Source organism: Mycobacterium sp. 1165196.3 (assembly GCF_001673415.1).
GTDB classification, from domain to species: Bacteria; Actinomycetota; Actinomycetes; order Mycobacteriales; family Mycobacteriaceae; genus Mycobacterium; species Mycobacterium europaeum_A.
In genome coordinates, this window is record NZ_LZLU01000083.1 from 1 (window position 1) to 19,878 (window position 19,878).

Below are 19,878 nucleotides of genomic sequence, written 5' to 3' on the forward strand. Positions count from 1 at the left end.
CCCATCGGGCATGCCATCGCCGACGCCGTGGCCAACGACGTGGTTCGCGGGGTGATCGCGACCGACGCCCTGATCGGCACCTTCGCCCGCCTCGACGAACCGACGCTGACACAGAACGTCTGCTTCCTGTATCACGTGCTCGGCGGCGGCACCGGAGACTGGGACGTCCCGATCAGGGCGTCGGTCGCGATCACCCCGCGAACCACGTCGTTGGCCACGGCGTCGGCGATGGCATGCCCGATGGGCTCGTCGATCATGGCCCGCCACGCGGCCGCGACGCGGCGCTCGTCGCCTGCCATCACGCGCCGGCGGGCGCCCTCGCGGGTGGGCAGCGGTTCGAGCAGGGTCGGCCAGAGGCGTTCGGTCACCAGCCGGCAGCGTCGGTAGAAGTCGGCGAAGCCCCGCGCGTCCCCGGCGGCCCCGATGGCGGCGAAGGTGTCGGCGGGCGACCCGATCAGCAGCCCGCTGCGCCCGCCGCTCGCCGGGTCGGGGGTGTAGGACGAAAACGGCCGTCGCGCCAGCCGCACCGCGGCGCCCAGATCCCGGACGATGCTGGGCGGCAGCAGGCTGACCAGGTAGGAGTAGCGCGATACCCGGACGTCGATGCCGTCGAAGGCTTGTGCCGAGACCGCGGCACCGCCGATGTGCTCCAGCCGTTCCAGCAGGCGCACCCGCAGACCGGCGCGGGCCAGGTACGCGGCGGCGACAAGACCGTTGTGGCCGCCCCCGACGATTACGGCGTCGGCGTCGGTCGCATGGTCGCTCAGCTCAGGTAGCCCTCGACCTCGTCGGGCGGCCGCACCTCCGCCTCTCGGGGGTCCCCGCCGCTCTCGCGCAGCGCACGGCGCTGCCGCAGCAGGTCCCAGCACTGGTCGAGTTCGACCTCTACCCGGCGGAGGCGGTCATGTTCTTCGGACGTGTCGATGTCCCCGCGCTGCAGCTGGGCCCGCAGCGCCTTCTCCTCGGCGACCAGGTCGCTAATGACGGCGAGGGTGTCGTTGTCGGTCGGTTTACTGCCGTTGGCCATCGCTCCAGTGTGCCCGACCCGGGGGGTCGTGAATCGGTAGGCTGCATATCGCCTGGCACCCGGGCCGGCCCGGGCGAGTGAGATGAGGGAGGGCCGTCGTGATCGTCAAACGGCTCGGCCTGCCCTGGCTGATCGCCCTGGTGATCATCCCACTTCTGCTGGCCGTGATCGGCCACGCGGTCTCGACCCGATCGGCGTCCGGTCGCGGGTCGCCGGCGCCCTCGACCAGCGGTGGCGCGCCGACGATTTCGTTGGCCGCGTTCTCGATGGCCCGCAGCGGCGACAGCGTCACCCTGACCGGGGCCTTCCCCGACGAGACCGCCAAAGCCGCGTTGCTGAAGGTGCTCGGCAGCGCGCTGCCGGCCGCCGTCGGCGTCGTCGACCAGATCCGCATCGACCCGGCCGTCGACGCCCTCGATTTCGCCAAGGCCAAACCGGTTTTCGCCGACAGCGCGTCGATCGCCGATTTCACGCTCACGGTCGGCGGCGACACCATCACGCTGGCCGGCACCGCGGCGTCGCCGGACCAGAAGGACACCATCGACACCGATGCCAAGCGGGTCTGGTCCAACCTGAATGTCGTTGACAACCTTGCCATTAACTCACCGACGTCTGCGCCGCCCGGTGCCGCCGCGTCGTGCGCCAACCTGCAGTCGGCGATCAACACCCTGACCGACGGTGCGCTCACCTTCGAGTCGAACCTCGGTAACCTGACCGCGTCCGACGAGCAGGTCCTGACCGGGGTCGCCGACAAACTCAAGGCATGCCCGAACGCTCGCGTGGCGATCAACGGCTACGCCGACAGCACCGGCAATACCAGCCTGAACGTTCCGTTGAGCGAACAGCGCGCCCAAACCGTCGCGGCGTTCCTGGAAGCCCATGGCGTGCCTGGCGACCGCTTGACCACCACGGGTTTCGGCTCGGCCAACCCGGTCGCGCCCAATGGCACCGACGACGGTCGCGCCCAGAATCGCCGGGTCGAAATCGTGGTGAGCTGAGGAGCATTCGGCATGGACTTCGTCATCGGGTGGCTGTGGTACCTGCTCGCTTTCCTGGCGGGCTCGGCCGTCGCCTGGGTGATCGCCACGATCCTCGACCGGGTGCGCGAGGGCGTGCGATGACCCACGTGAACTGGTGGCTTTTCGGCCTGTCCTTCGCGCTGGGGCTGGCGCTGACGCTCGCGCTGATGATACCTCCCGCCAAAACCCAAGCGCCGGTGCCGGATTCGCGGGATGAGCGGGCGGCGCGCGAGCCCGACACCACCCGGATCCCGATCACCGAAAAGCGCACCACGACAATCCCGGCCACCGAACGGCGCACCACGAAGATCCCGGCCGCCAAGGAATCGCCGACCACCAAAATAGCGGTGACGCCTCGCGCGCCGTACGGCCCGGGCTCCGCCGACGCAGGCCCCGACGGCGGCGGGCCGGCGGGATTCCTGATCAAGGCCCGGATGGCCGAAAGGCTGTATCTCACGCCCGACGATCCGTCCTACGACTCGACCACCGCCCAGGTCTGGTTTCGAGACGAAAAGTCCGCGCAGCAAGCCGGTTTCACGCCGTGGCGCGACCACGAGGACTACCCGTAGAGCGCTAGCTGGGGGCGGGGATCCGCAACACCAGGCGAGCACCACCGAGCGGGCTGCTCTCCAGCGAAGCGGTCCCGCCGTGCAGCTGGGCCTGTTGGGCCACCAGCGCCAATCCCAGGCCCGACCCGGAATGGGAGGCCGTCGATCCGCGAGAAAACCGATCGAAGACCACCTGTCGTTCGTCCTCGGGCACGCCGCTGCCGTTGTCGTCGATCGCGATCTCCACACCGGCGCGCGAGCTGACCGCCGACAGCTGGACGCGGGTGGCGCCGCCATGCTTGACGGCATTGGCGATCGCGTTGTCGACGGTCAGGCGCAACCCGGCCGGTAACCCGACGATGATGCAGGTGGGTGACGGCACCAGCGAAACGTCGACCCCCGGGTAGATCCGAGCGGCGTCGTGCGCGGCGCGGTCCAGCAGCTCGGTGATGTCGACGGGCACGTGGTCGTCGGCCGTCGACAGTTCGCCCTGGGCCAGCCGCTCGAGGGCGGTCAACGTGGCCTCGATCCGCGACTGCGTGCGGACCACGTCGCCCAACACCTCCTTGCGCTGGTCGTCGGGCATGTCCAGGGTGGACAGCACCTCGAGGTTGGTGCGCATCGCGGTCAGCGGGGTGCGCAGTTCGTGCGAGGACACGGCGGCGAAGTCGCGCGCCGACGCGAGCGCATCCTTGGTCCGGTCCTGTTCGGTCCAGATGCGCTGCAGCATCCCGCGCATGGCTTCGGCGATCTCGACCGCCTCGCTGGCGCCACGCACCGCCACCTGCGGGCGTTCGTCGGCATCGATCGAACGGGCTTGCTGGGCCAGGCGTTTGAACGGCCGCACCGCGAAAGCCGCCAGGAGCCAAGCGAATACCGCCGCCGCGCCGATCGACAGCGCGCAGATCAGGATCACCCGGCGATGCAGGTTGTTGGTCTGGGCGATGGTGTCGTCGTAGGTCGCGCCCACCGCCAGCGTCGCCGGCTGCGGCGCGCGGACCTCCAACGTTCGCACTCGATAGCGCACCCCGTTGATGTAGGTGTCGGCATAACCCACGTCCAGCGGCGGCAGCGTGACGTCCGAGTTGGACTTGACCTGGCCGTCGCGCCGCACGGTGATCACGGTGTCCTGATCGTTGGGGGTGCGGGGGATGTCGTCGGGACCGCGGGGCAGGAAGGGGATGGCGAAACCCGCAGCCTCGTCCAGGCGGCGATCCAGGCGTTCCTTCCAGGCGCTGGTGATGCCGAACCACACCACCGCTCCGGCGATGACCACCACGATCGCGGTGCCGATGGCCGTCGCGACCGCGACCCGGGCCCGGAGCGAGGGCGTCCGGGTCAGGATTCGGGACAGGAACTTCATGGCCGGCCGACCTGATTACTGCATGCGCAGTACGAATCCCACTCCGCGCACGGTGTGCAGCAGCCGGGGGCCGCCGTTCGCCTCCAGCTTGCGGCGCAGGTATCCGATGAACACATCGACGACGTTGGTGTCGGCGGCGAAGTCATAACCCCACACCAGCTCGAGCAGCTGCGCGCGGGACAGCACCGCGGTCTTGTGTTCGGCCAGCACCGCCAGCAGGTCGAATTCCCGCTTGGTCAGGTCGACGTCGACGCCGTTGACCCGGGCGCGCCGGCCCGGGATGTCGACCTCCAGCGGGCCCACCGTGATGGTTTCCGAGGACGACGTGGCCGTGGCGCCGCGGCGGCGCAGCAGCGCCTTGACCCGCGCCACCAGCTCGGCCAGCACGAAGGGCTTGACCAGGTAGTCGTCGGCGCCGGCCTCCAGGCCCGCCACCCGATCGTCGACCGAGCTGCGGGCGGACAGCACGCAGACCGGGACGTCGTTGTCCATGGCGCGCAGCGCCGTGACCACGCTGACGCCGTCCAGCACGGGCATGTTGATGTCGAGCACGATCGCGTCCGGGCGCGTCTCGGTGGCGCTGCGCAACGCCTCGGCGCCGTCGACCGCGGTCGACACCTCGAATCCGGACAGCCGCAGACCGCGTTCGAGCGACGCGAGCACATCTGAATCGTCGTCGACGACCAAGACCCGCGGTGAGCTAGCTCCAGTGTCCATGCGGCCCATTTTGCCTGATTGTCGACTATCGCTGTGGGAGGCGCGACCTGGGGGCCGAGCAGTCGCAAAAGCACCCGAAACGCCGAGGAAACCGGGACATTTGCGTCTGCTCGCGGGGCTAGGTGGCGGGCAGGCCGATGTTGCGGTAGCGCCGCAACCGGGCCGCCAGCCGTTCGGCGGCGGGAAGATCGCGCAGCGCCTGCACCTCGGCGGCGATGGCCCGCGCCAACCGCTGCGCGAACTCGACCGGCTCGTCGGCGGCGTCGGGATGCTCCGGCACGACGGCGTCAACAATTCCAGACTCCAGAAGATCACGCGATCGGATGCCCTGTGCCGCAGCGAGTTCCGGGGCGTGATCGGTGTCGCGGAAGACGATCGCGCTGGCCCCCTCGGGCGGTAGCGGCGCCAGCCAGCCGTGCAACGCCGCCAGCACCCGGTCGGCGGGCACCATCGCCAGCGCCGGCCCGCCGCTGCCCTGGCCCAGCAGCACCGACACCGTCGGCGTATCCAGCGTCACCAGCTCGGCCAGGCACTGGGCGATCTGGCCGGCCAGCCCGCCCTGTTCGGCCTCGGCCGACAGGGCCGGGCCCGCGGTGTCGATCACCAGCACCAGCGGCAGCCGCAGCTCGGCGGCCAGCGCCATGCCGCGCCGGGCTTCCCGCAGCGAGGCCGGCCCCACCAGACCGCCCGTCAGTCGCTGCTGGCCCAGCACCACCACCGGCTGGCCGGCGAAGCGGGCCAGCGCCAACACCGTCGTCGCCGCCTCGCCCTGGCCGGTCCCGGACAGCAGCACCCGGTCGGTGGCGCCGTGCCGCAGCAACAGTCCCACCCCGGGCCGGTCCGGCCGTCGCGACGCCACCACCGAATCCCACGCGGGAACGTCGGGTGTCGGTTCGGGTGGCGCCGGGGCGGGCAGCGGTTCGGGGGCGTCGGCGATGACGGTCATCGCGCGGTGCAGGGTGCGGCGCAGCTCATCGAGCGGGACGACGCCGTCGATCACGCCGTGGCGCTGCAGGTTCTCCGCGGTCTGCACGCCATCGGGGAACGGTTCGCCGTAGAGGAGTTGGTAGACGCGCGGGCCCAGGAAGCCGATCAACGCGCCCGGCTCGGCGACCGTGACGTGGCCCAGCGAGCCCCACGACGCAAACACCCCACCGGTCGTCGGATTGCGCAGGTACACCAGGTACGGCAGGTGTGCCTGCTTGTGCAGCCGCACGGCCGCGGCGATCTTCACCATCTGCAGAAACGCGACCGTGCCCTCTTGCATGCGGGTGCCGCCGGAGCTCGGCGAGGCCAGCAGCGGCAGCCCCTCGGCCGTGGCCCGCTGCACCGCGGCGGTGATCCGTTCGGCCGCCACGACACCGATCGAACCGCCCAGGAAGCCGAACTCGCACACCACTACCGCGACCCGGCGCCCGAAGACGCGCCCCTCGCCGGTCAGCACCGATTCGTCCAGACCCGTCGCGGCGCGGGCATCGGCCAGCTCCTGGGCGTAGGACGCGCTGACCGGCACCGCCAGCGGCTCGGTGTCCCAGCGGAGAAAGGAATTTTCGTCCAGCACCGCATCGCGCAGTTCACCAGCCGTGATACGACTCACGAGACGAGGCTATATAGGGTGGCTGCCATGATCGGTGTTACCCAGGCCGAGGCCGTGATGACCATCGAGCTGCAGCGTCCCGAGCGCCGCAACGCCTTGAACTCCGAGCTGGTCGAGGAGCTGCGCGAGGCCGTGCTGAAGGCGGGCGACGGCTCCACCCGCGCGATCGTGCTGACCGGTCAGGGCACGGTGTTCTGCGCCGGCGCGGACCTGTCCGGGGACGCCTTCGCCGCCGACTACCCCGACCGGCTCGTCGAGCTGCACAGGGTGCTCGACGCCACGCTGATCCCGGTCATCGGGGCCATCAACGGCCCGGCGATCGGCGCCGGCCTGCAACTGGCCATGCAATGCGACCTGCGGGTGGTGGCACCCGACGCGTTCTTCCAGTTCCCCACCTCGAAATATGGTCTGGCATTGGACAACTGGAGCATCCGGCGGTTGTCCTCGCTCGTCGGCCACGGCCGCGCCCGGGCCATGCTGCTGACGGCGGAGAAGCTGCCCGCCGACGTGGCGCTGCAAACGGGGATGGCCAACCGCATCGGCACGCTCGCCGACGCGCAGGCCTGGGCGGCCGAGATCGCCGGGCTGGCGCCGCTGGCGATCCAGCACGCCAAGCGGGTGCTCAACGACGACGGCGCCATCGAGGAGGCCGGGCCGGTGCACAAGGAACTCTTCGATAAGGCCTGGAGCAGCCAAGACGTCATCGAAGCCCAGGTCGCCCGGATCGAGAAGCGGCCGCCGAAGTTCCAGGGGGCCTGACGATCATGCGGGGGACGCTGCGGCTGGTCGCCGGTACGGCGTCGCTGGCGGCCGGAAGTTGGCTGGTGCGAGCGCTGCACGGCGCGCCGGACGCGCTCGGCGCCCACCCCGCCTCGATCGCCGCGGTGACGGCGGGGTCGCCGAACTACCGCGACGGCGCTTTCGTCAACCTCGAGCCCCCCTCGGAAGCCAGGATGGACCGCGAGCAACTGCGGCTGGTCGCCTGGGAGCTGATCGGGAACCGGGGCGGCAGCCGGCCGAAGGGGCCGATCCCGCTGGCGTCGCCGGAAATCCTCGACGCCGACCCCAGCCGGCTGGCCGTCAGCTGGTTCGGCCACTCCACGGCGCTGCTGGAGATCGACGGCTACCGGGTGCTCACCGATCCGGTGTGGAGCGACCGGTGTTCACCCTCCGACGTCGTCGGCCCGCAGCGGCTGCACCCGCCGCCGATCCAACTCGAGGCGCTGCCCGCCGTCGATGCGGTGGTGATCAGCCATGACCATTACGACCACCTCGACATCGACACGGTCCTGGCGCTGGCCCGCACCCAGCGGGCCCCGTTCTTCGTGCCGCTCGGCATCGGGGCCCACCTGCGCAGGTGGGGGATACCCGAGCACCGCATCGTCGAGCTCGACTGGCACCAGAGCGCCAAGGTCGACGAGCTCACGGTGGTTTGTGTACCGGCGCGGCACTTTTCGGGACGCTTTCTGGACCGCAACACGACGCTGTGGGCGTCGTGGGCGTTCGTCGGCCCCGCCCACCGCGCGTACTTCGGCGGCGACACCGGCTACACCAAGAGCTTCGCGCAGATCGGCGCCGACCACGGACCGTTCGACGTGACCCTGCTGCCCATCGGGGCCTACAACACGGCGTGGCCCGACGTGCACATGAACCCCGAGGAGGCGGTGCGGGCGCACCTGGACGTCACCGACGGTGGGCTGCTGGTGCCAATCCATTGGGGCACTTTCCGGTTGGCCCCCCACCCGTGGGCGGAACCGGTTGAGCGCCTGCTCGCCGCCGCGGGACCCGAGGGCGTGAACGTGGCGGTGCCGCTGCCCGGTCAACGCATCGATCCCGCGGCGCCGAAGGAATCCGATCCCTGGTGGCGGCTGTAGGTTCCCGCGACGCGCATCGTCACCGCGTTAGGGTGCGCGGGTGACCACACGCGCGGCCATGGCCGCCATCGCCGCGGCGCTGCTCGGGCTGACGGGTTGCGGTTCCGGCCAGCCGACCGCCGGGCCGCCGTCCACACTGTCCGACGTCCCGCCCAACCAGGTCTTCGGCGTATCGATCCCCGCCGGCCGCATCGACGAGGCCGTCGCCAAGGTCGACGGACTGGTCGGCGACCTGATGAGAAGCAGCGGCATCCCCGGAATGGCCGTGGCCATTGTGCACGACGGGAAAATATTGTACGCCAAAGGTTTTGGCGTCAAAGACGTCAGCAAGGGGCAGGGGCAGGACAACAAGGTGGACGCCGACACCGTCTTCCAGTTGGCGTCGGTGTCCAAATCGGTCGGCGCGACCGTGATCGCGCACGAAGTCGGCGACAACGTTGTCGCCTGGGACACGCCCGTCGCGGCCAAGCTGCCGTGGTTCGCGCTGAGCGATCCCTATGTCACCGGCCATGTGACCGTCGGCGACCTGTATGCGCATCGCTCCGGGCTGCCCGACCACGCCGGTGACAAGCTCGAAGACCTGGGCTACGACCGTCGGCAAACGCTCGAGCGGCTCAAGTACCTGCCGCTGGACCCGTTCCGAATCAGCTACGCCTACACCAACTATGGGATCACCGCCGGGGCGGAGGCGGTGGCGGCCGCGGCGGGCAAGCCGTGGGAGGACCTGTCCGACGAGGTGCTCTACCGCCCGCTGGGCATGACGTCGACCAGCTCACGGTTCGCCGATTTCCTCGCCCGGCCCAACCATGCGGTCAACCACATCAAGATCGACGGCACGTGGCAGGCCCGGTTCCAGCGTGACCCCGATGCCCAGTCGCCCGCGGGCGGCGTCAGCTCATCGGTGAACGACATGGCCCGTTGGCTGATGATGTTGCTGGGCAACGGAACCTACGACGGCCGGCGGATCGTCTCGCCGGAAGCGCTGCTGCCCGCCGTCAGCCCGCAGGTGGTATCGGCGCCCGCGAAAACTCCGCAGGCGCGCACCGGGTTTTATGGATACGGTTTCAACTCCTCGGTGGATTCTTCGGGACGCACCGAGTACAGCCATTCGGGCGCTTTCGATCTGGGCGCGGCGACCAACTTCGTCGCGCTGCCCGCCGAGGATTTGGGCATCATCGCGCTGACCAACGCCGCGCCCTACGGCATCCCGGAAACGCTGACCGCCGAATTCATGGACCTCGTCCAGTACGGCCACATTCGCGAGGACTGGGGGCCCTTGTACAACAAGGCGATCGGCTGGCTGAACAACCCGCTGGGGTCATTGGTCGGCAAGCAACCCCCGGCCAACCCCGCACCGGCCAGACCCCTCGGCGACTACGCCGGCATCTACGCCAGCGACTACTGGGGACCGGCCGTCGTCACCGAACACGACGGCGCGCTGCAACTGGCGATGGGTCCGAGGCACCGGACGCTCACCCTCACCCACTGGGACGGCGACACCTTCACCTTCGGCCTGACCGACGAAAACGCCCCACCCGGAACGATTTCCAAGGCTACATTTTCTGGTTCGCCGACGCCTTCGCTGAACTTGGAATACTACGACTCCGACAAGCTGGGGACCTTCACGCGATGACTCTCGCTGCTACGTCTGGCCTGACCGACGCCGAAGTGGCGCAGCGGGTGGCCGACGGCAAGACCAACGCGGTGCGCGAACGCGCCACGCGCAGCATCACCGACATCGTGCGCGCCAACGTCTTCACCCGGATCAACGCGATACTGGGGGTGCTGCTGCTGATCGTGCTGGCGACCGGTTCGCTGATCAACGGCATGTTCGGGCTGCTGATCATCGCCAACAGTGTCGTCGGCATGGTCCAAGAGATCCGGGCCAAGCAGACCCTGGACAAGCTGGCGATCGTCGGGCAGGCGAAACCCTTGGTGCGCAGGCAATCCGGCACCCGGGCGGTGCCGCCCGCCGAGGTGGTGCTGGACGACATCATCGAGCTGGGCCCCGGGGATCAGGTCGTCGTCGACGGCGAGATCGTCGAGGAAGCGAACCTGGAAGTCGACGAGTCACTGCTGACCGGTGAGGCCGACCCCATCGCCAAGACCGTCGGCAACGCGGTGCTGTCGGGCAGTTTCGTCGTCGCGGGCAGCGGCGCCTACCGCGCCACCAAGGTCGGACCGGACGCCTATGCGACCAGGCTCGCCGAGGAGGCCAGCAAGTTCACCCTGGTGAAATCCGAACTGCGCAACGGCATCAACCGCATTTTGCAGTTCATCACCTACCTCTTGGTGCCCGCCGGTCTGCTCACCATCTACACCCAGCTGTTCACCACCACGCACACCGGCTGGCGGCAGGCCGTGCTGCGCACCGTCGGCGCGCTGGTGCCCATGGTCCCCGAAGGGCTGGTGTTGCTGACGTCGGTCGCGTTCGCGGTCGGGGTGGTCCGGCTCGGCCAGCGCCGCTGCCTGGTACAGGAGCTGCCCGCCATCGAGGGACTCGCGCGGGTCGACGTGGTCTGCGCGGACAAGACCGGCACCCTGACCGAAAGCGGCATGCGGGTCGCGCGGGTCGACGAACTCGACGACCCGGGGCAGCGCCCGCCCATCGCCGACGTGCTGGCGTCGTTGGCCGCCCAGGATCCGCGACCCAACGCGAGCATGCGGGCGATCGCCGAGACCTACAGCGAGCCACCCGGCTGGACCGCAACGGCGACAGCACCTTTCAAGTCGGCCACCAAGTGGAGCGGCGTCTCTTTTCAAGACCACGGCAACTGGGTGATGGGAGCCCCGGACGTGCTGCTCGAGCCGGGATCGGCGGCCGCCGAACAGGCCGAGCGGATCGGCGCGCAGGGGATGCGGGTCCTGCTGGTCGCCGCCGGCGACGTCGCCGTCGATCACCCGGACGCGCCGGGCCGCGTCACCCCCGTCGCGCTGGTGGTCCTCGAACAGAAGGTGCGACCGGACGCCCGCGAGACGCTGGATTACTTTGCCGGTCAAGGTGTTTCGGTCAAGGTGCTGTCCGGTGACAACGCCGTCTCGGTCGGGGCCGTCGCCGGTAAGCTCGGGCTGCACGGCGAGACGATGGACGCGCGCCAATTGCCGTCGGAGCCGGCACCATTGGCCGACGCGCTGGAATCCCACACCACGTTCGGTCGGGTCCGGCCGGACCAGAAACGCGCCATCGTGCACGCCCTGCAGTCGCGTGGCCACGCCGTGGCGATGACCGGTGACGGTGTCAACGACGTGCTGGCCCTCAAGGACGCCGACATCGGCGTCGCGATGGGCGCCGGCAGCCCGGCGTCTCGCGCCGTCGCCCAGATCGTCCTGCTGGACAACAGGTTTGCCACGCTGCCCTACGTCGTCGGCGAGGGACGCCGGGTGATCGGCAACATCGAGCGCGTCGCCAACCTGTTCCTGACCAAGACGGTGTACTCGGTCCTGCTGGCCTTGCTGGTGGGCATCGAATGCCTGCTCGCCAAGCCCCTGAAGGCCGACCCGCTGCTGTATCCGTTCCAACCCATCCACGTCACCATCGCCGCCTGGTTCACCATCGGCATACCGTCGTTCATCCTGTCGCTGGCGCCCAACAACGAACGGGCCCACTCGGGTTTCGTGCGCCGGGTGCTCACCTCGGCGCTGCCCTGCGGGCTGATCGTCGGCACCGCGACGTTCGCGTCCTATCTGCTGGCCTATCACGGCCGCCACGCCACCTACGTCCAACAGGATCAGGCGTCGACCGCGGCGCTGATCACGCTGCTGATGACGGCGCTGTGGGTGCTGGCGGTGGTGGCCCGCCCCTACCAGTGGTGGCGGGTGGCGCTGGTAATCGCTTCGGGCCTGGCCTATGTGGTGATTTTCAGCCTGCCGCTGGCGCGTAAGGCGTTCCTGCTCGACCCCTCCAATGTCGCGGTGACCGCCACGGCGCTGGGGGTCGGCGTGCTGGGCGCGGCGGCGATCGAGGCCACGTGGTGGATCCGGGCCAAAGTGCTGGGCGTGCAGCCGCGGTTGTGGCGCTGAGCGCGCCGAACTCACCGCGGGGCGTCGTCACCGGCCAAGTACGATGCCGGGAAAAGGGAGGGCGCATGGGATTCCTGGATAAGGCGAAGGACCTGTTGTCGCAGAACGCCGACAAGGTCGAAAAGGCGATCGACAAGGCCGGCGAGTTCGTCGACGACAAGACGCAGGGCAAGTACACCGACACCATCCACCAGGTGCAGGAGCAGGCCAAGAAGGCCGCCGGCACCGCGGACACCGGCGACCAGCAGAACTGAGCAATGGCCAAGCTTTCCGGATCCATCGATGTCCCGCTGCCACCCGAGGTGGCCTGGCAGCACGCCTCTGACCTGTCCCGGTACAAGGACTGGCTGACCATTCACCGGGTGTGGCGCAGCACCTTGCCCGACGAGATCGAAAAGGGCACGGTCGTCGAGTCGATCGTCGAGGTCAAGGGCATGTACAACCGGATCAAATGGACGGTGGTGCGCTACAAGCCGCCCGAGGGCATGACGCTCAACGGCGACGGCGTCGGCGGGGTCAAGGTCAAGCTGATGGCCAAGATCGCGCCCAAGGACGACGGCTCGGTCGTCAGCTTCGACGTGCATCTGGGCGGCCCGGCGCTGTTCGGGCCCATCGGCATGATCGTCGCTGCCGCCCTGCGCGGCGACATCGACCGGTCGCTGGAGAACTTCGTCACGGTGTTCACCCGATCCGACCCCAGCACAAACGGCGACGGCAGGGCGCACGGCTGACCGCCGATGAGTTTTCGGTGGGGCGGCAGTCGGTAGTGGTGAAGCCCCCCTGTCCGGGGCCAGACACCCCAAGGAGGTCACCGTGCCCACCCGTGACAGCGCGCCGCTGGGCGCTCCCTGCTGGATCGACCTGACCACATCCGACGTGGCCCGTGCCCAGGAGTTCTACGGCGTGGTCTTCGGCTGGACGTTCGAGTCCGCCGGTCCCGAGTACCACGGATACGTCAACGCCGCCAAGGACGGCCATATGGTCGCGGGCCTGATGGCCAACCGGCCCGAAGCAGGATCACCGGACCACTGGACCACCTATTTTCACACCGCCGACCTCGACGCCACGCTGTCCGCGGTGACCGGGGCCGGCGGGTCGGTGTGCATGGCGATCGAGGTGCCCGCCAAGGGCCACATGGCCGTGGCGACCGACCCAACCGGCGCGGTGTTCGGCTTGTGGCAGCCGCTGGAGCACCGTGGCTTCGAGCTCATCGGGGCGGCCGGCAGTCCGGTCTGGCACCAGCTGACCACGCGCGGCTACGGCGCGGCCCTCGACTTCTACCGCGACGTGCTCGGATGGCAGACCGAGCCGGTTTCCGATACAGACGAATTCCGCTACAGCACAGCCCGGTTCGGCGATGAGGAGCTGCTCGGCGTGATGGACGGCGCGGCCTTGTCGGAGGAGATTTCGCCTAACTGGGTGATCTTCTTCGGCGCCGAGGATGTCGACAAGACGCTGCGGGTGATCGCCGACAACGGCGGCGCCGTGGTGCGCGACGCCGAGGACACCCCGTACGGACGGCTGGCCGCCGCGAGCGATCCGACGGGTGCGATCTTCAACCTGTCCTCGCTGCCGACCTAGCGATCCAAGTGCGGCGAGCCGCGCGCTCGCTCACGCGGGCCGGTGCCGCAGTCCGTTAATCTCGCTAGCATGACTCGCCGACTCCGTCCCGGTTGGCTGGTGGCGTTTTTCGCCGTGGTGGTGTCGGCCAGCGCATGGCTGCCGTGGCTGAGGACGACCGTGAACGGCGGGGGCTGGGCCAACGCCATCGGCGGCGCACACGGCAACCTGGAACTGCCGCGGGGGTTCGGCGCGGGCCAGCTCATCGTGCTGTTGGCCTCGACGCTACTGGTGGTCGGCGCGATGATCGGTCGTGGCCTCTCGGTGAAAGTGGCTTCGATTGCCGCCCTGTTGATTTCGTCGCTGCTGGTGGCCCTCACGGTGTGGTATTACAAGATCAACGTCAGCCCGCCGGTGTCGGCCGAATACGGCCTCTACGTCGGGGCGGGTGCTGCCGTCTGCGCGGTGGCGTGCTCGCTAGTGGCCGTCATCGCGGCGTTGGCCTCTGGACGGCCCGTCCGCTGAACCGTCAGGCCGACGGGAATTCGTGTTTTCCCGAACTGGCGCTGTGGCCGGGCTCGTTGACGCCGAACACGAAGGGCGCGAACACGATCTCGCGACCGTCCGGGTCGCGGAAGGTGACCGCACCGGTGGCCGCCCAATAGGGGTGCTGTTCGACAGGCGACGTCCCGGCCGCTAGAAGACGGGCGGTCGCGGCCTGTTGGGCCCGCTTGTCGGGGAAGTACAGGCACAGCTGCTCGTGCTGGTCCACAGCGATGGGCTCGGGCGATTCGACGATCTCCAGCGTCAGGTTCCAGCTGGGCAGCCCGAAGATGGCGCCGTTGCTGCCGTAGCTTCCCTCGAAAGTCTCATAGAGCGGCAGCCCTACTAGTTCACGGTAAAACCGCACCGTCTCAGCGAAATTCGACGACCGGCGAGCGAAACGCAGACCGCCGATTGGGGCCAGCTGTGCGGGCCAGTGCGTCATCCGGCGGCGATGCGGCATCGTCACAGCCCAATCGCCGCGGCCGCCGACTCCGTGGTGCGCCAACGCCGCAGCTCTGTTCCGGGTGCCCACGTCGAATGGGTGCCGCTGGAGATGCGCTCCGGCAGTTGTACTTTGCACACCGGGCCGTCGCCGACCCGGGTGGCATCGAACACCAGGCAATAGGAGGCGTCGGCGTTCATGTCGGTGGTGAGGGTGACCAGGTAGCCGTCGTCTTCGCCGACGGCGCCCGCGCGCGGCGCCATCGCGGTCTCGCTGCCGTAGACGCCGTCGCCGAAGGCGAATTTTTCCTCGTACCCGGTGCGCAGGTCGTGTTTGACCAGACCGTCGAACAAGAACCAGCCGGGCTTGCCGGTGGCGGCGTAGGTGTAGCGGTAGTCGCGCGCGGCGTGGCCGGGATTGATGGTGCCGAACTCGGTGATGGACTCCGAGAGCTGCTCTTCTCGTACCGCGCCGGTGACCAGGTTGAAGCGCCACCGATGCAGCCGGGCCTGCAGACGATCCAGGGCGAGGAAGCGAAACAGCTTCTCCCACTTGGTTCCTCCGGTATCCAGGGGAGACGGATCACCTTCGAAGAATCCGTCGAGCACGATCTCGTCGCCGACCTCGTAGGCATTGGTGAAGTGCAGCACGAAAGTGGGATCGGCCTCGAACCAGCGAATGTCTCCGGTGCCGCCGCGGCGCGGAATCACCGCGAATCGCGACGGCATGTCGGGATAGAAGCGGGGCAGGTGCACGTCGTGCTCGAGCAGCTGAGGATCCCAGAACAAGGGGAAATCGTTGAGGATGGCGTAGTTTTCGGTGAACGCCATGTCATGGGGGAGCCGCGGGCCGGGCAGCGGGATGTCGACATAATGTGCCAGCTCGTTGCGCTCGTCGACCACGCCATAATGCATGTACGGCTCTTGCTTACTGTAGTTGAAGAACAGCAATTCGCCGGTTCTGTTGTCTACCTTGGGATGTGCGGACGCGCCCCAGTCGGCCGGAAAGCCGCCGTTCCAGGACTCCTTGCCGAGGGTGTCGGCCGTGTACGGGTCGATCCGGTACAGGTCGCCGCACTGGTAGAAACTGGTCAGCGCGACCCCGCGGTGGACGATGACGTCTGTGCTTGACGCATCCTTCATCCGGGTGCGCGCGCCCCACCCTTGCTCGCGGCGGGCCAGTTGGACGGGCTCGGCCAGACCCGGCCACAGCGGTCCGCCGGCCTCGTTCTCGGCGAGAAAACCGTCGGTGCGGATGAATCTGTTGCGGTAGAAGGCCTTTCCGTCCCGGAAGCCAACCACGTGCACCATGCCGTCGCCGTCGAACGGGTGATAGGTCTTCAGTGCGGGGTGGAGCGGGTTCTCGGTGTTGCGCAGGTAGACGCCGTCCAGGTCGCGGGGGATCTCACCCTCGACGGCGACGAGGTCATCGGCGTCCCACTCGGTGGTCTGGGGGCGCCATGGCCCGGTTCGGTAGGGGTGATCGTCGTCTTCGGGCAGGGTTGACAGGAACTTGCCGACGATTTCAACATCCATGGCTCACGCGCCTTCGGTGCCGCTGACGACGAAACTGACTGTGGTTGCGGTACTTCCGCCGAAGTTCAGCGTGCCGAAGGTTTGCGCGCCGTCGACCTGATACTCGCCGGCGGCGCCGCTGACCTGCTTGGCCGCGTCGAGCAGCATCCGCACGCCGGACGCGCCGACCGGGTGTCCGCCGCCGATCAGCCCGCCGCTGGGGTTGATCGGCAGCCGGCCCCCGATCTCGATCTCGCCGTTCTCGACGGCCTTCCACGATTCACCCGGACCGGTCAACCCGAGATGGTCGATGGCCAGGTACTCGCTCGGGGTGAAGCAGTCGTGCACCTCGAATCCGTCCACGTCGTCGAGGCCGCGCCGCGCGCGGCGCAACGCATCGGCGACCGCGGCCCGCACGTGGGGCAGAACGTACGGGTCACCGTCGGCGCGGTCCAGTTTGTGTCGTAGTCCCAGCCCGACCGTGCGGTGACCCCACCCGTCGATGCGCCCGATCGGGCGCGCATCGGGGTGCTCGCGCAGATAGGCGTCGCTGACGAGCACCAAACCCGCGCCGCCGTCGGTCATTTGGCTGCAGTCGAACCGCCGCAGCCGGCCTTCGGTGATCGGGTTGGTCGCGTCGTCGTCGCCAATCGGGTCCGGGATGGTCCACTCGCGGGTCTGCGCGTTGGGATTGCGCCGAGCGTTGGCGAAGTTGAGCTGTGCGATGGCTCGCAGGTGCGCGTCGTCCAGGCCGTACCGCCGGTCGTATTCGTCGGCCAGTTGGGCGAACATGGACGGCCACAGGTAGCGGGCGTCGGCGCCCTCGTGTCCGGTCCACGCGGCGGCACCCAGATGCTGGGCGGCGGTGTCGCCGGGGACGGTCTTCTCCAGCTCGATGCCCACCACCAGTGCGGTGTCGTATGCGCCCGATCGCAGATCGGCCATCGCCGCCAGCACCGCCACGCTGCCGGACGCGCACGCCGCTTCGTGGCGCGAGGCCGGGGTGTCCCACAGGCCGTCGCAGACCGTCGCCGGCATCGCCCCGAGGTGGCCCTGGCGGGCGAACATCTCACCGAAGGCGTTGCCGACGTGCACCACCTCGATGGCGGCCGGATCGACCTTCGCCGCGGTCAGTGTGGCGTCGACAACCTCGACGGTCAGCGCGGCGAAGTCGCGGCCTTCTCTGGTCAGGTTGCGCGCGAAATCGCTTTGGTAACCACCGAGAATCCACACGCCTGGCGACCCATCCATACGCCGACGGTACTCCCGCGCGGCGGTGTTGTTGAGGCCAATCGGCGAGCCGTTGCGGACCGGTGTTCGGGCCGTGAAAGGCCCGAGAAGAGGGCGGCCCCGTCGGCTCTCGGGCTGAACCGACGGGACCTAGGCGGACACGAAGGCCGGCCGACGTGCTCGCCTCTGTTGGATCATTGCCGCCCATGGGGGTCGACAAACATGCTGACCCAATCTGTTTCAGTGTGGCATGGCGTTCGCGCTGTGCCAGGCGAATGGCGAATTTCGTTTTGCGTGTGTGCAACAGCGTCGGGTCGGTCCCGTCGGCGAGAGTCTGAGCTGCGCCAATGTGGTGCGCTTGTACCGATGCGCGCCCGGGGCGCGACCGGCGCGGCGCGCCGCTGCCCGGCTGGACGACAGGTCGTCGCGCAAGCCGATGTCTGTGCCGTTCTCCTCGGCTCGGTCAGCAAAGTGGTGCCCCACCCCCCGCGGCGCCTCGAACGGCGGCGCCGGGCGCCGATGGACCCCGGGAATGAAACGCCCGCTACCGAGTGACGGGAGTGTCGCCGGCGGGAAGCCGCCTCGGTTCGGTCCGACCGGCCCGTGGCCCCATCCTGGCAGCGCTTCCGGCGCCGCGTGGTTGACTGTGTTGGCGACAACGGCAAAGCCGACAACGCCTCTCAACTGCACGGTTCGGCCCGGAGTTAACCGTCGAACGGGTGCGGCCCCGCCGCGATCGCCGCGTTGCGACACGGTCACGGATGGATACCTATCGGTTCATCACTGGTCACATATGCCCCGTGGATCACTATCGTCACATGAGCCAACTAAGGACCGGCGTCCTACCCCTCGAAAGGTGTTACATGTCGGCGTTTCTGCGAAGTGTGTCGCTCACGATGGCGTCGGCGGCCGCTGTCGGATTCGTCCTCGTGATCGGGCCCGCGCCAACGGCAAACGCCACACCGTGTGGGGCGCCCGAGGCGAACGTCGATCCTCCCGCGCCGCCGGTGGCCATGCCCGCGCCGCAGCCGGTCGTCCAGCCGCCGACCGGGCGCCGGCCCACGCACACGAACGACCAGGCGCCGCTGCCTCGGCTGGGCCCGCTGATCTCGTCACTGCTCAAGCCGACAGCTCCAGGCCGGCAGTACTCGGCACCGGTGCATCCGCGAGCCGAAGGGCCCGGAGCCGACCCGGCCGCGCCGATGTACCCGCAAGCCGAGGTGCTGCCGCCAGGACCCAATCCGCCCGCGCCCGGGGTTCCCGCGCTGCCGCCGAATGCCAACCAGCTGCGTCCCAACGCCGCGCCGATGCCGCAGCCGCAGCCCGAGCCCGGCCCGCCGCCTCCTTCGATCGCCGGTGCGCCGACGTCACTGGTCGACTGGGTGACCGGACCGAACGGTCCGAACAAGACCCTGCAACGCTTCAGCATCTCCGGCACCGACCTCGGGATCGCCTGGGACAACGGCGATCCCGCCAACCGTCAGGTACTGATGGCCTTCGGTGACACGTTCGGCTATTGCAAGGTGCACGGCCAGCAGTGGCGCTACAACACCTTGTTCCGCAGCAACGACCACGACCTGTCCAAGGGGATTCACATCGCCGACGGTGTGCCCAACGACCGGTATTCGGGGTCGCCGGTGTGGGCGCCCGGGCTGTCCAAGCAGGTCGTCAACACCATCCACAAGGCGGCGCACGAGACGGGAATCATCCCGACCGCGGCGATGTCCATGGGCCGCACGCAGTACATGAGCTACATGTCGATCCGCCAGTGGGGCCGCGACGGCGAGTGGTCGACCAACTACTCGGCGATCGCCAGGTCCAACGACAACGGCCAGAACTGGGGGATCTTCCCGACCACCATCCGCACGGCCTCACCGGACGCCATTCCGGGAGCCGGGTTTACGCCGGGCAATGAGAACTTCCAGATGGGCGCGTTCCTGAAGGGGAACGATGGCTACCTCTACCAATTCGGCACCCCGTCGGGACGTGGCGGCGCGGCGTTTCTGTCCCGCGTCCCACCGAACCAACTGCCCGACCTGACCAAGTACCAGTACTGGAACGGCGACAACGGCGGCCATTGGGTCGCAAACAATCCCGGCGCGGCGACGCCGATCTTCCCCGGGCCGGTTGGCGAAATGTCGGCGCAATACAACAGTTATCTCAAGCAGTACCTGGTGCTCTACACCGACGGCGGCAGCAACGACGTGGTGGCAAGGACCGCGCCGACGCCGCAAGGCCCCTGGAGTCCCGAGCAACCGCTGGTGTCCTCCTTCCAGATGCCCGGCGGCATCTACGCGCCGATGATCCATCCCTGGTCGTCGGGACGAGACCTGTACTTCAACCTGTCGTTGTGGTCGGCATACGACGTGATGCTGATGCACACCGTGCTGCCGTAAAGCGTTGCCACCGAACAACGATGGC

The 19,878-nt window shown here is 68.7% G+C and carries 18 protein-coding genes and 2 pseudogenes; 12 read left to right on the forward strand and 8 right to left on the reverse strand.

Annotation, left to right across the window (positions count from 1 at the left end):
* Positions 1-164 precede the first annotated feature (164 nt).
* Both A5659_RS08380 and A5659_RS08385 read right to left on the reverse strand, forming a co-directional pair.
* Positions 165-767 (reverse strand): annotated as a pseudogene (locus A5659_RS08380) (NAD(P)-binding protein); the annotation flags it as partial.
* A complete protein-coding gene (locus tag A5659_RS08385) occupies positions 764-1,027 on the reverse strand; it encodes a DUF2630 family protein (protein WP_067180364.1) in 264 nt (87 codons plus the stop codon). The gene A5659_RS08385 and the pseudogene A5659_RS08380, both read right to left, overlap by 4 nt.
* Positions 1,028-1,125: 98 nt before the next feature.
* Here A5659_RS08385 and A5659_RS08390 point away from each other — a divergent pair, with 98 nt between their 5' ends.
* The 3 genes and pseudogenes from A5659_RS08390 to A5659_RS08395 all read left to right on the forward strand — a co-directional run bounded on the left by A5659_RS08390 (position 1,126) and on the right by A5659_RS08395 (position 2,615).
* Positions 1,126-2,025 carry an OmpA family protein gene (locus A5659_RS08390; RefSeq protein ID WP_156748913.1) on the forward strand — a complete coding sequence of 300 codons (900 nt, stop codon included), beginning with the start codon at positions 1,126-1,128 and terminating at the stop codon, positions 2,023-2,025.
* 12 nt (positions 2,026-2,037) lie between these two features.
* Positions 2,038-2,118: pseudogene (locus A5659_RS28470) on the forward strand (hypothetical protein); the annotation flags it as partial.
* Positions 2,119-2,144: 26 nt separating this feature from the next.
* Positions 2,145-2,615 (forward strand): hypothetical protein, encoded by a 471-nt coding sequence (locus A5659_RS08395; RefSeq protein WP_067143359.1) that lies wholly within the window; start codon positions 2,145-2,147, stop codon positions 2,613-2,615.
* Positions 2,616-2,619: 4 nt separating this feature from the next.
* Here the strand turns inward: A5659_RS08395 and A5659_RS08400 are convergent, their stop codons facing one another.
* The 3 genes from A5659_RS08400 to A5659_RS08410 all read right to left on the reverse strand — a co-directional run bounded on the left by A5659_RS08400 (position 2,620) and on the right by A5659_RS08410 (position 6,271).
* Complete coding sequence (locus tag A5659_RS08400; RefSeq protein WP_066866786.1) at positions 2,620-3,957, reverse strand: sensor histidine kinase KdpD; 1,338 nt, start codon at positions 3,955-3,957, stop codon at positions 2,620-2,622.
* Between the two features lie 15 nt (positions 3,958-3,972).
* Entirely contained in the window at positions 3,973-4,683 is a 711-nt protein-coding gene (gene prrA / locus A5659_RS08405; protein ID WP_112632790.1) for a two-component system response regulator PrrA, read from the reverse strand.
* A 109-nt stretch (positions 4,684-4,792) separates the two neighbouring features.
* Positions 4,793-6,271, reverse strand: coding sequence for a carboxyl transferase domain-containing protein (locus A5659_RS08410; protein ID WP_067025270.1), 1,479 nt, complete (start codon positions 6,269-6,271; stop codon positions 4,793-4,795).
* 27 nt (positions 6,272-6,298) lie between these two features.
* On the opposite strand from A5659_RS08410, the gene A5659_RS08415 reads away from it, so the two are divergent.
* The 8 genes from A5659_RS08415 (at position 6,299) to A5659_RS08450 (ending at position 14,250) form a co-directional block, all read left to right on the forward strand.
* Complete coding sequence (locus A5659_RS08415; protein WP_066866782.1) at positions 6,299-7,030, forward strand: enoyl-CoA hydratase; 732 nt, start codon at positions 6,299-6,301, stop codon at positions 7,028-7,030.
* 2 nt (positions 7,031-7,032) lie between these two features.
* Positions 7,033-8,145, forward strand: coding sequence for an MBL fold metallo-hydrolase (locus tag A5659_RS08420; RefSeq protein ID WP_156748915.1), 1,113 nt, complete (start codon positions 7,033-7,035; stop codon positions 8,143-8,145).
* Between the two features lie 40 nt (positions 8,146-8,185).
* Entirely contained in the window at positions 8,186-9,778 is a 1,593-nt protein-coding gene (locus A5659_RS08425; RefSeq protein WP_067025264.1) for a serine hydrolase, read from the forward strand.
* Positions 9,775-12,165, forward strand: a complete 2,391-nt coding sequence (locus A5659_RS08430) for a cation-translocating P-type ATPase (RefSeq protein ID WP_067025263.1) — start codon at positions 9,775-9,777, stop codon at positions 12,163-12,165. The genes A5659_RS08425 and A5659_RS08430 overlap by 4 nt, the downstream gene beginning before the upstream one ends.
* A 65-nt stretch (positions 12,166-12,230) precedes the next feature.
* Positions 12,231-12,419: an antitoxin gene (locus tag A5659_RS08435; RefSeq protein WP_066866774.1), complete on the forward strand. Its 189-nt coding sequence runs from the start codon at positions 12,231-12,233 to the stop codon at positions 12,417-12,419.
* A 3-nt stretch (positions 12,420-12,422) separates the two neighbouring features.
* Positions 12,423-12,896 carry an SRPBCC family protein gene (locus A5659_RS08440; protein WP_066866772.1) on the forward strand — a complete coding sequence of 158 codons (474 nt, stop codon included), beginning with the start codon at positions 12,423-12,425 and terminating at the stop codon, positions 12,894-12,896.
* A gap of 82 nt (positions 12,897-12,978) precedes the next feature.
* The gene (locus A5659_RS08445) at positions 12,979-13,746 is read left to right on the forward strand and encodes a VOC family protein (RefSeq protein WP_067025260.1); all 768 of its coding nucleotides are present in this window, start codon (positions 12,979-12,981) and stop codon (positions 13,744-13,746) included.
* 69 nt (positions 13,747-13,815) lie between these two features.
* Entirely contained in the window at positions 13,816-14,250 is a 435-nt protein-coding gene (locus tag A5659_RS08450) for a hypothetical protein (protein WP_067025257.1), read from the forward strand.
* Between the two features lie 4 nt (positions 14,251-14,254).
* Here A5659_RS08450 and A5659_RS08455 read toward each other — a convergent pair whose 3' ends face one another.
* The 3 genes from A5659_RS08455 to A5659_RS08465 are packed head-to-tail and all read right to left on the reverse strand — an operon-like array spanning position 14,255 to position 17,478.
* The gene (locus A5659_RS08455) at positions 14,255-14,731 is read right to left on the reverse strand and encodes a VOC family protein (RefSeq protein WP_066878712.1); all 477 of its coding nucleotides are present in this window, start codon (positions 14,729-14,731) and stop codon (positions 14,255-14,257) included.
* 2 nt (positions 14,732-14,733) lie between these two features.
* Positions 14,734-16,248: a carotenoid oxygenase family protein gene (locus A5659_RS08460; protein ID WP_067180366.1), complete on the reverse strand. Its 1,515-nt coding sequence runs from the start codon at positions 16,246-16,248 to the stop codon at positions 14,734-14,736.
* Positions 16,249-16,251: 3 nt separating this feature from the next.
* Positions 16,252-17,478: an acetyl-CoA acetyltransferase gene (locus tag A5659_RS08465; RefSeq protein ID WP_067025251.1), complete on the reverse strand. Its 1,227-nt coding sequence runs from the start codon at positions 17,476-17,478 to the stop codon at positions 16,252-16,254.
* Positions 17,479-18,320: 842 nt separating this feature from the next.
* Here A5659_RS08465 and A5659_RS08470 point away from each other — a divergent pair.
* Positions 18,321-19,853: a DUF4185 domain-containing protein gene (locus A5659_RS08470; RefSeq protein WP_066866762.1), complete on the forward strand. Its 1,533-nt coding sequence runs from the start codon at positions 18,321-18,323 to the stop codon at positions 19,851-19,853.
* Positions 19,854-19,878 lie beyond the last annotated feature (25 nt).

Coding starts and splice junctions, on each gene's coding strand:
- A5659_RS08385 (WP_067180364.1), bottom strand. CDS start 1,027: ATGGCCAACGGCAGTAAACCGACCGACAACGACACCCTCGCCGTCATT.
- A5659_RS08395 (WP_067143359.1), top strand. CDS start 2,145: ATGACCCACGTGAACTGGTGGCTTTTCGGCCTGTCCTTCGCGCTGGGG.
- A5659_RS08400 (WP_066866786.1), bottom strand. CDS start 3,957: ATGAAGTTCCTGTCCCGAATCCTGACCCGGACGCCCTCGCTCCGGGCC.
- prrA (WP_112632790.1), bottom strand. CDS start 4,683: ATGGGCCGCATGGACACTGGAGCTAGCTCACCGCGGGTCTTGGTCGTC.
- A5659_RS08415 (WP_066866782.1), top strand. CDS start 6,299: ATGATCGGTGTTACCCAGGCCGAGGCCGTGATGACCATCGAGCTGCAG.
- A5659_RS08430 (WP_067025263.1), top strand. CDS start 9,775: ATGACTCTCGCTGCTACGTCTGGCCTGACCGACGCCGAAGTGGCGCAG.
- A5659_RS08435 (WP_066866774.1), top strand. CDS start 12,231: ATGGGATTCCTGGATAAGGCGAAGGACCTGTTGTCGCAGAACGCCGAC.
- A5659_RS08440 (WP_066866772.1), top strand. CDS start 12,423: ATGGCCAAGCTTTCCGGATCCATCGATGTCCCGCTGCCACCCGAGGTG.
- A5659_RS08450 (WP_067025257.1), top strand. CDS start 13,816: ATGACTCGCCGACTCCGTCCCGGTTGGCTGGTGGCGTTTTTCGCCGTG.
- A5659_RS08455 (WP_066878712.1), bottom strand. CDS start 14,731: ATGCCGCATCGCCGCCGGATGACGCACTGGCCCGCACAGCTGGCCCCA.
- A5659_RS08460 (WP_067180366.1), bottom strand. CDS start 16,248: ATGGATGTTGAAATCGTCGGCAAGTTCCTGTCAACCCTGCCCGAAGAC.
- A5659_RS08465 (WP_067025251.1), bottom strand. CDS start 17,478: ATGGATGGGTCGCCAGGCGTGTGGATTCTCGGTGGTTACCAAAGCGAT.
- A5659_RS08470 (WP_066866762.1), top strand. CDS start 18,321: ATGTCGGCGTTTCTGCGAAGTGTGTCGCTCACGATGGCGTCGGCGGCC.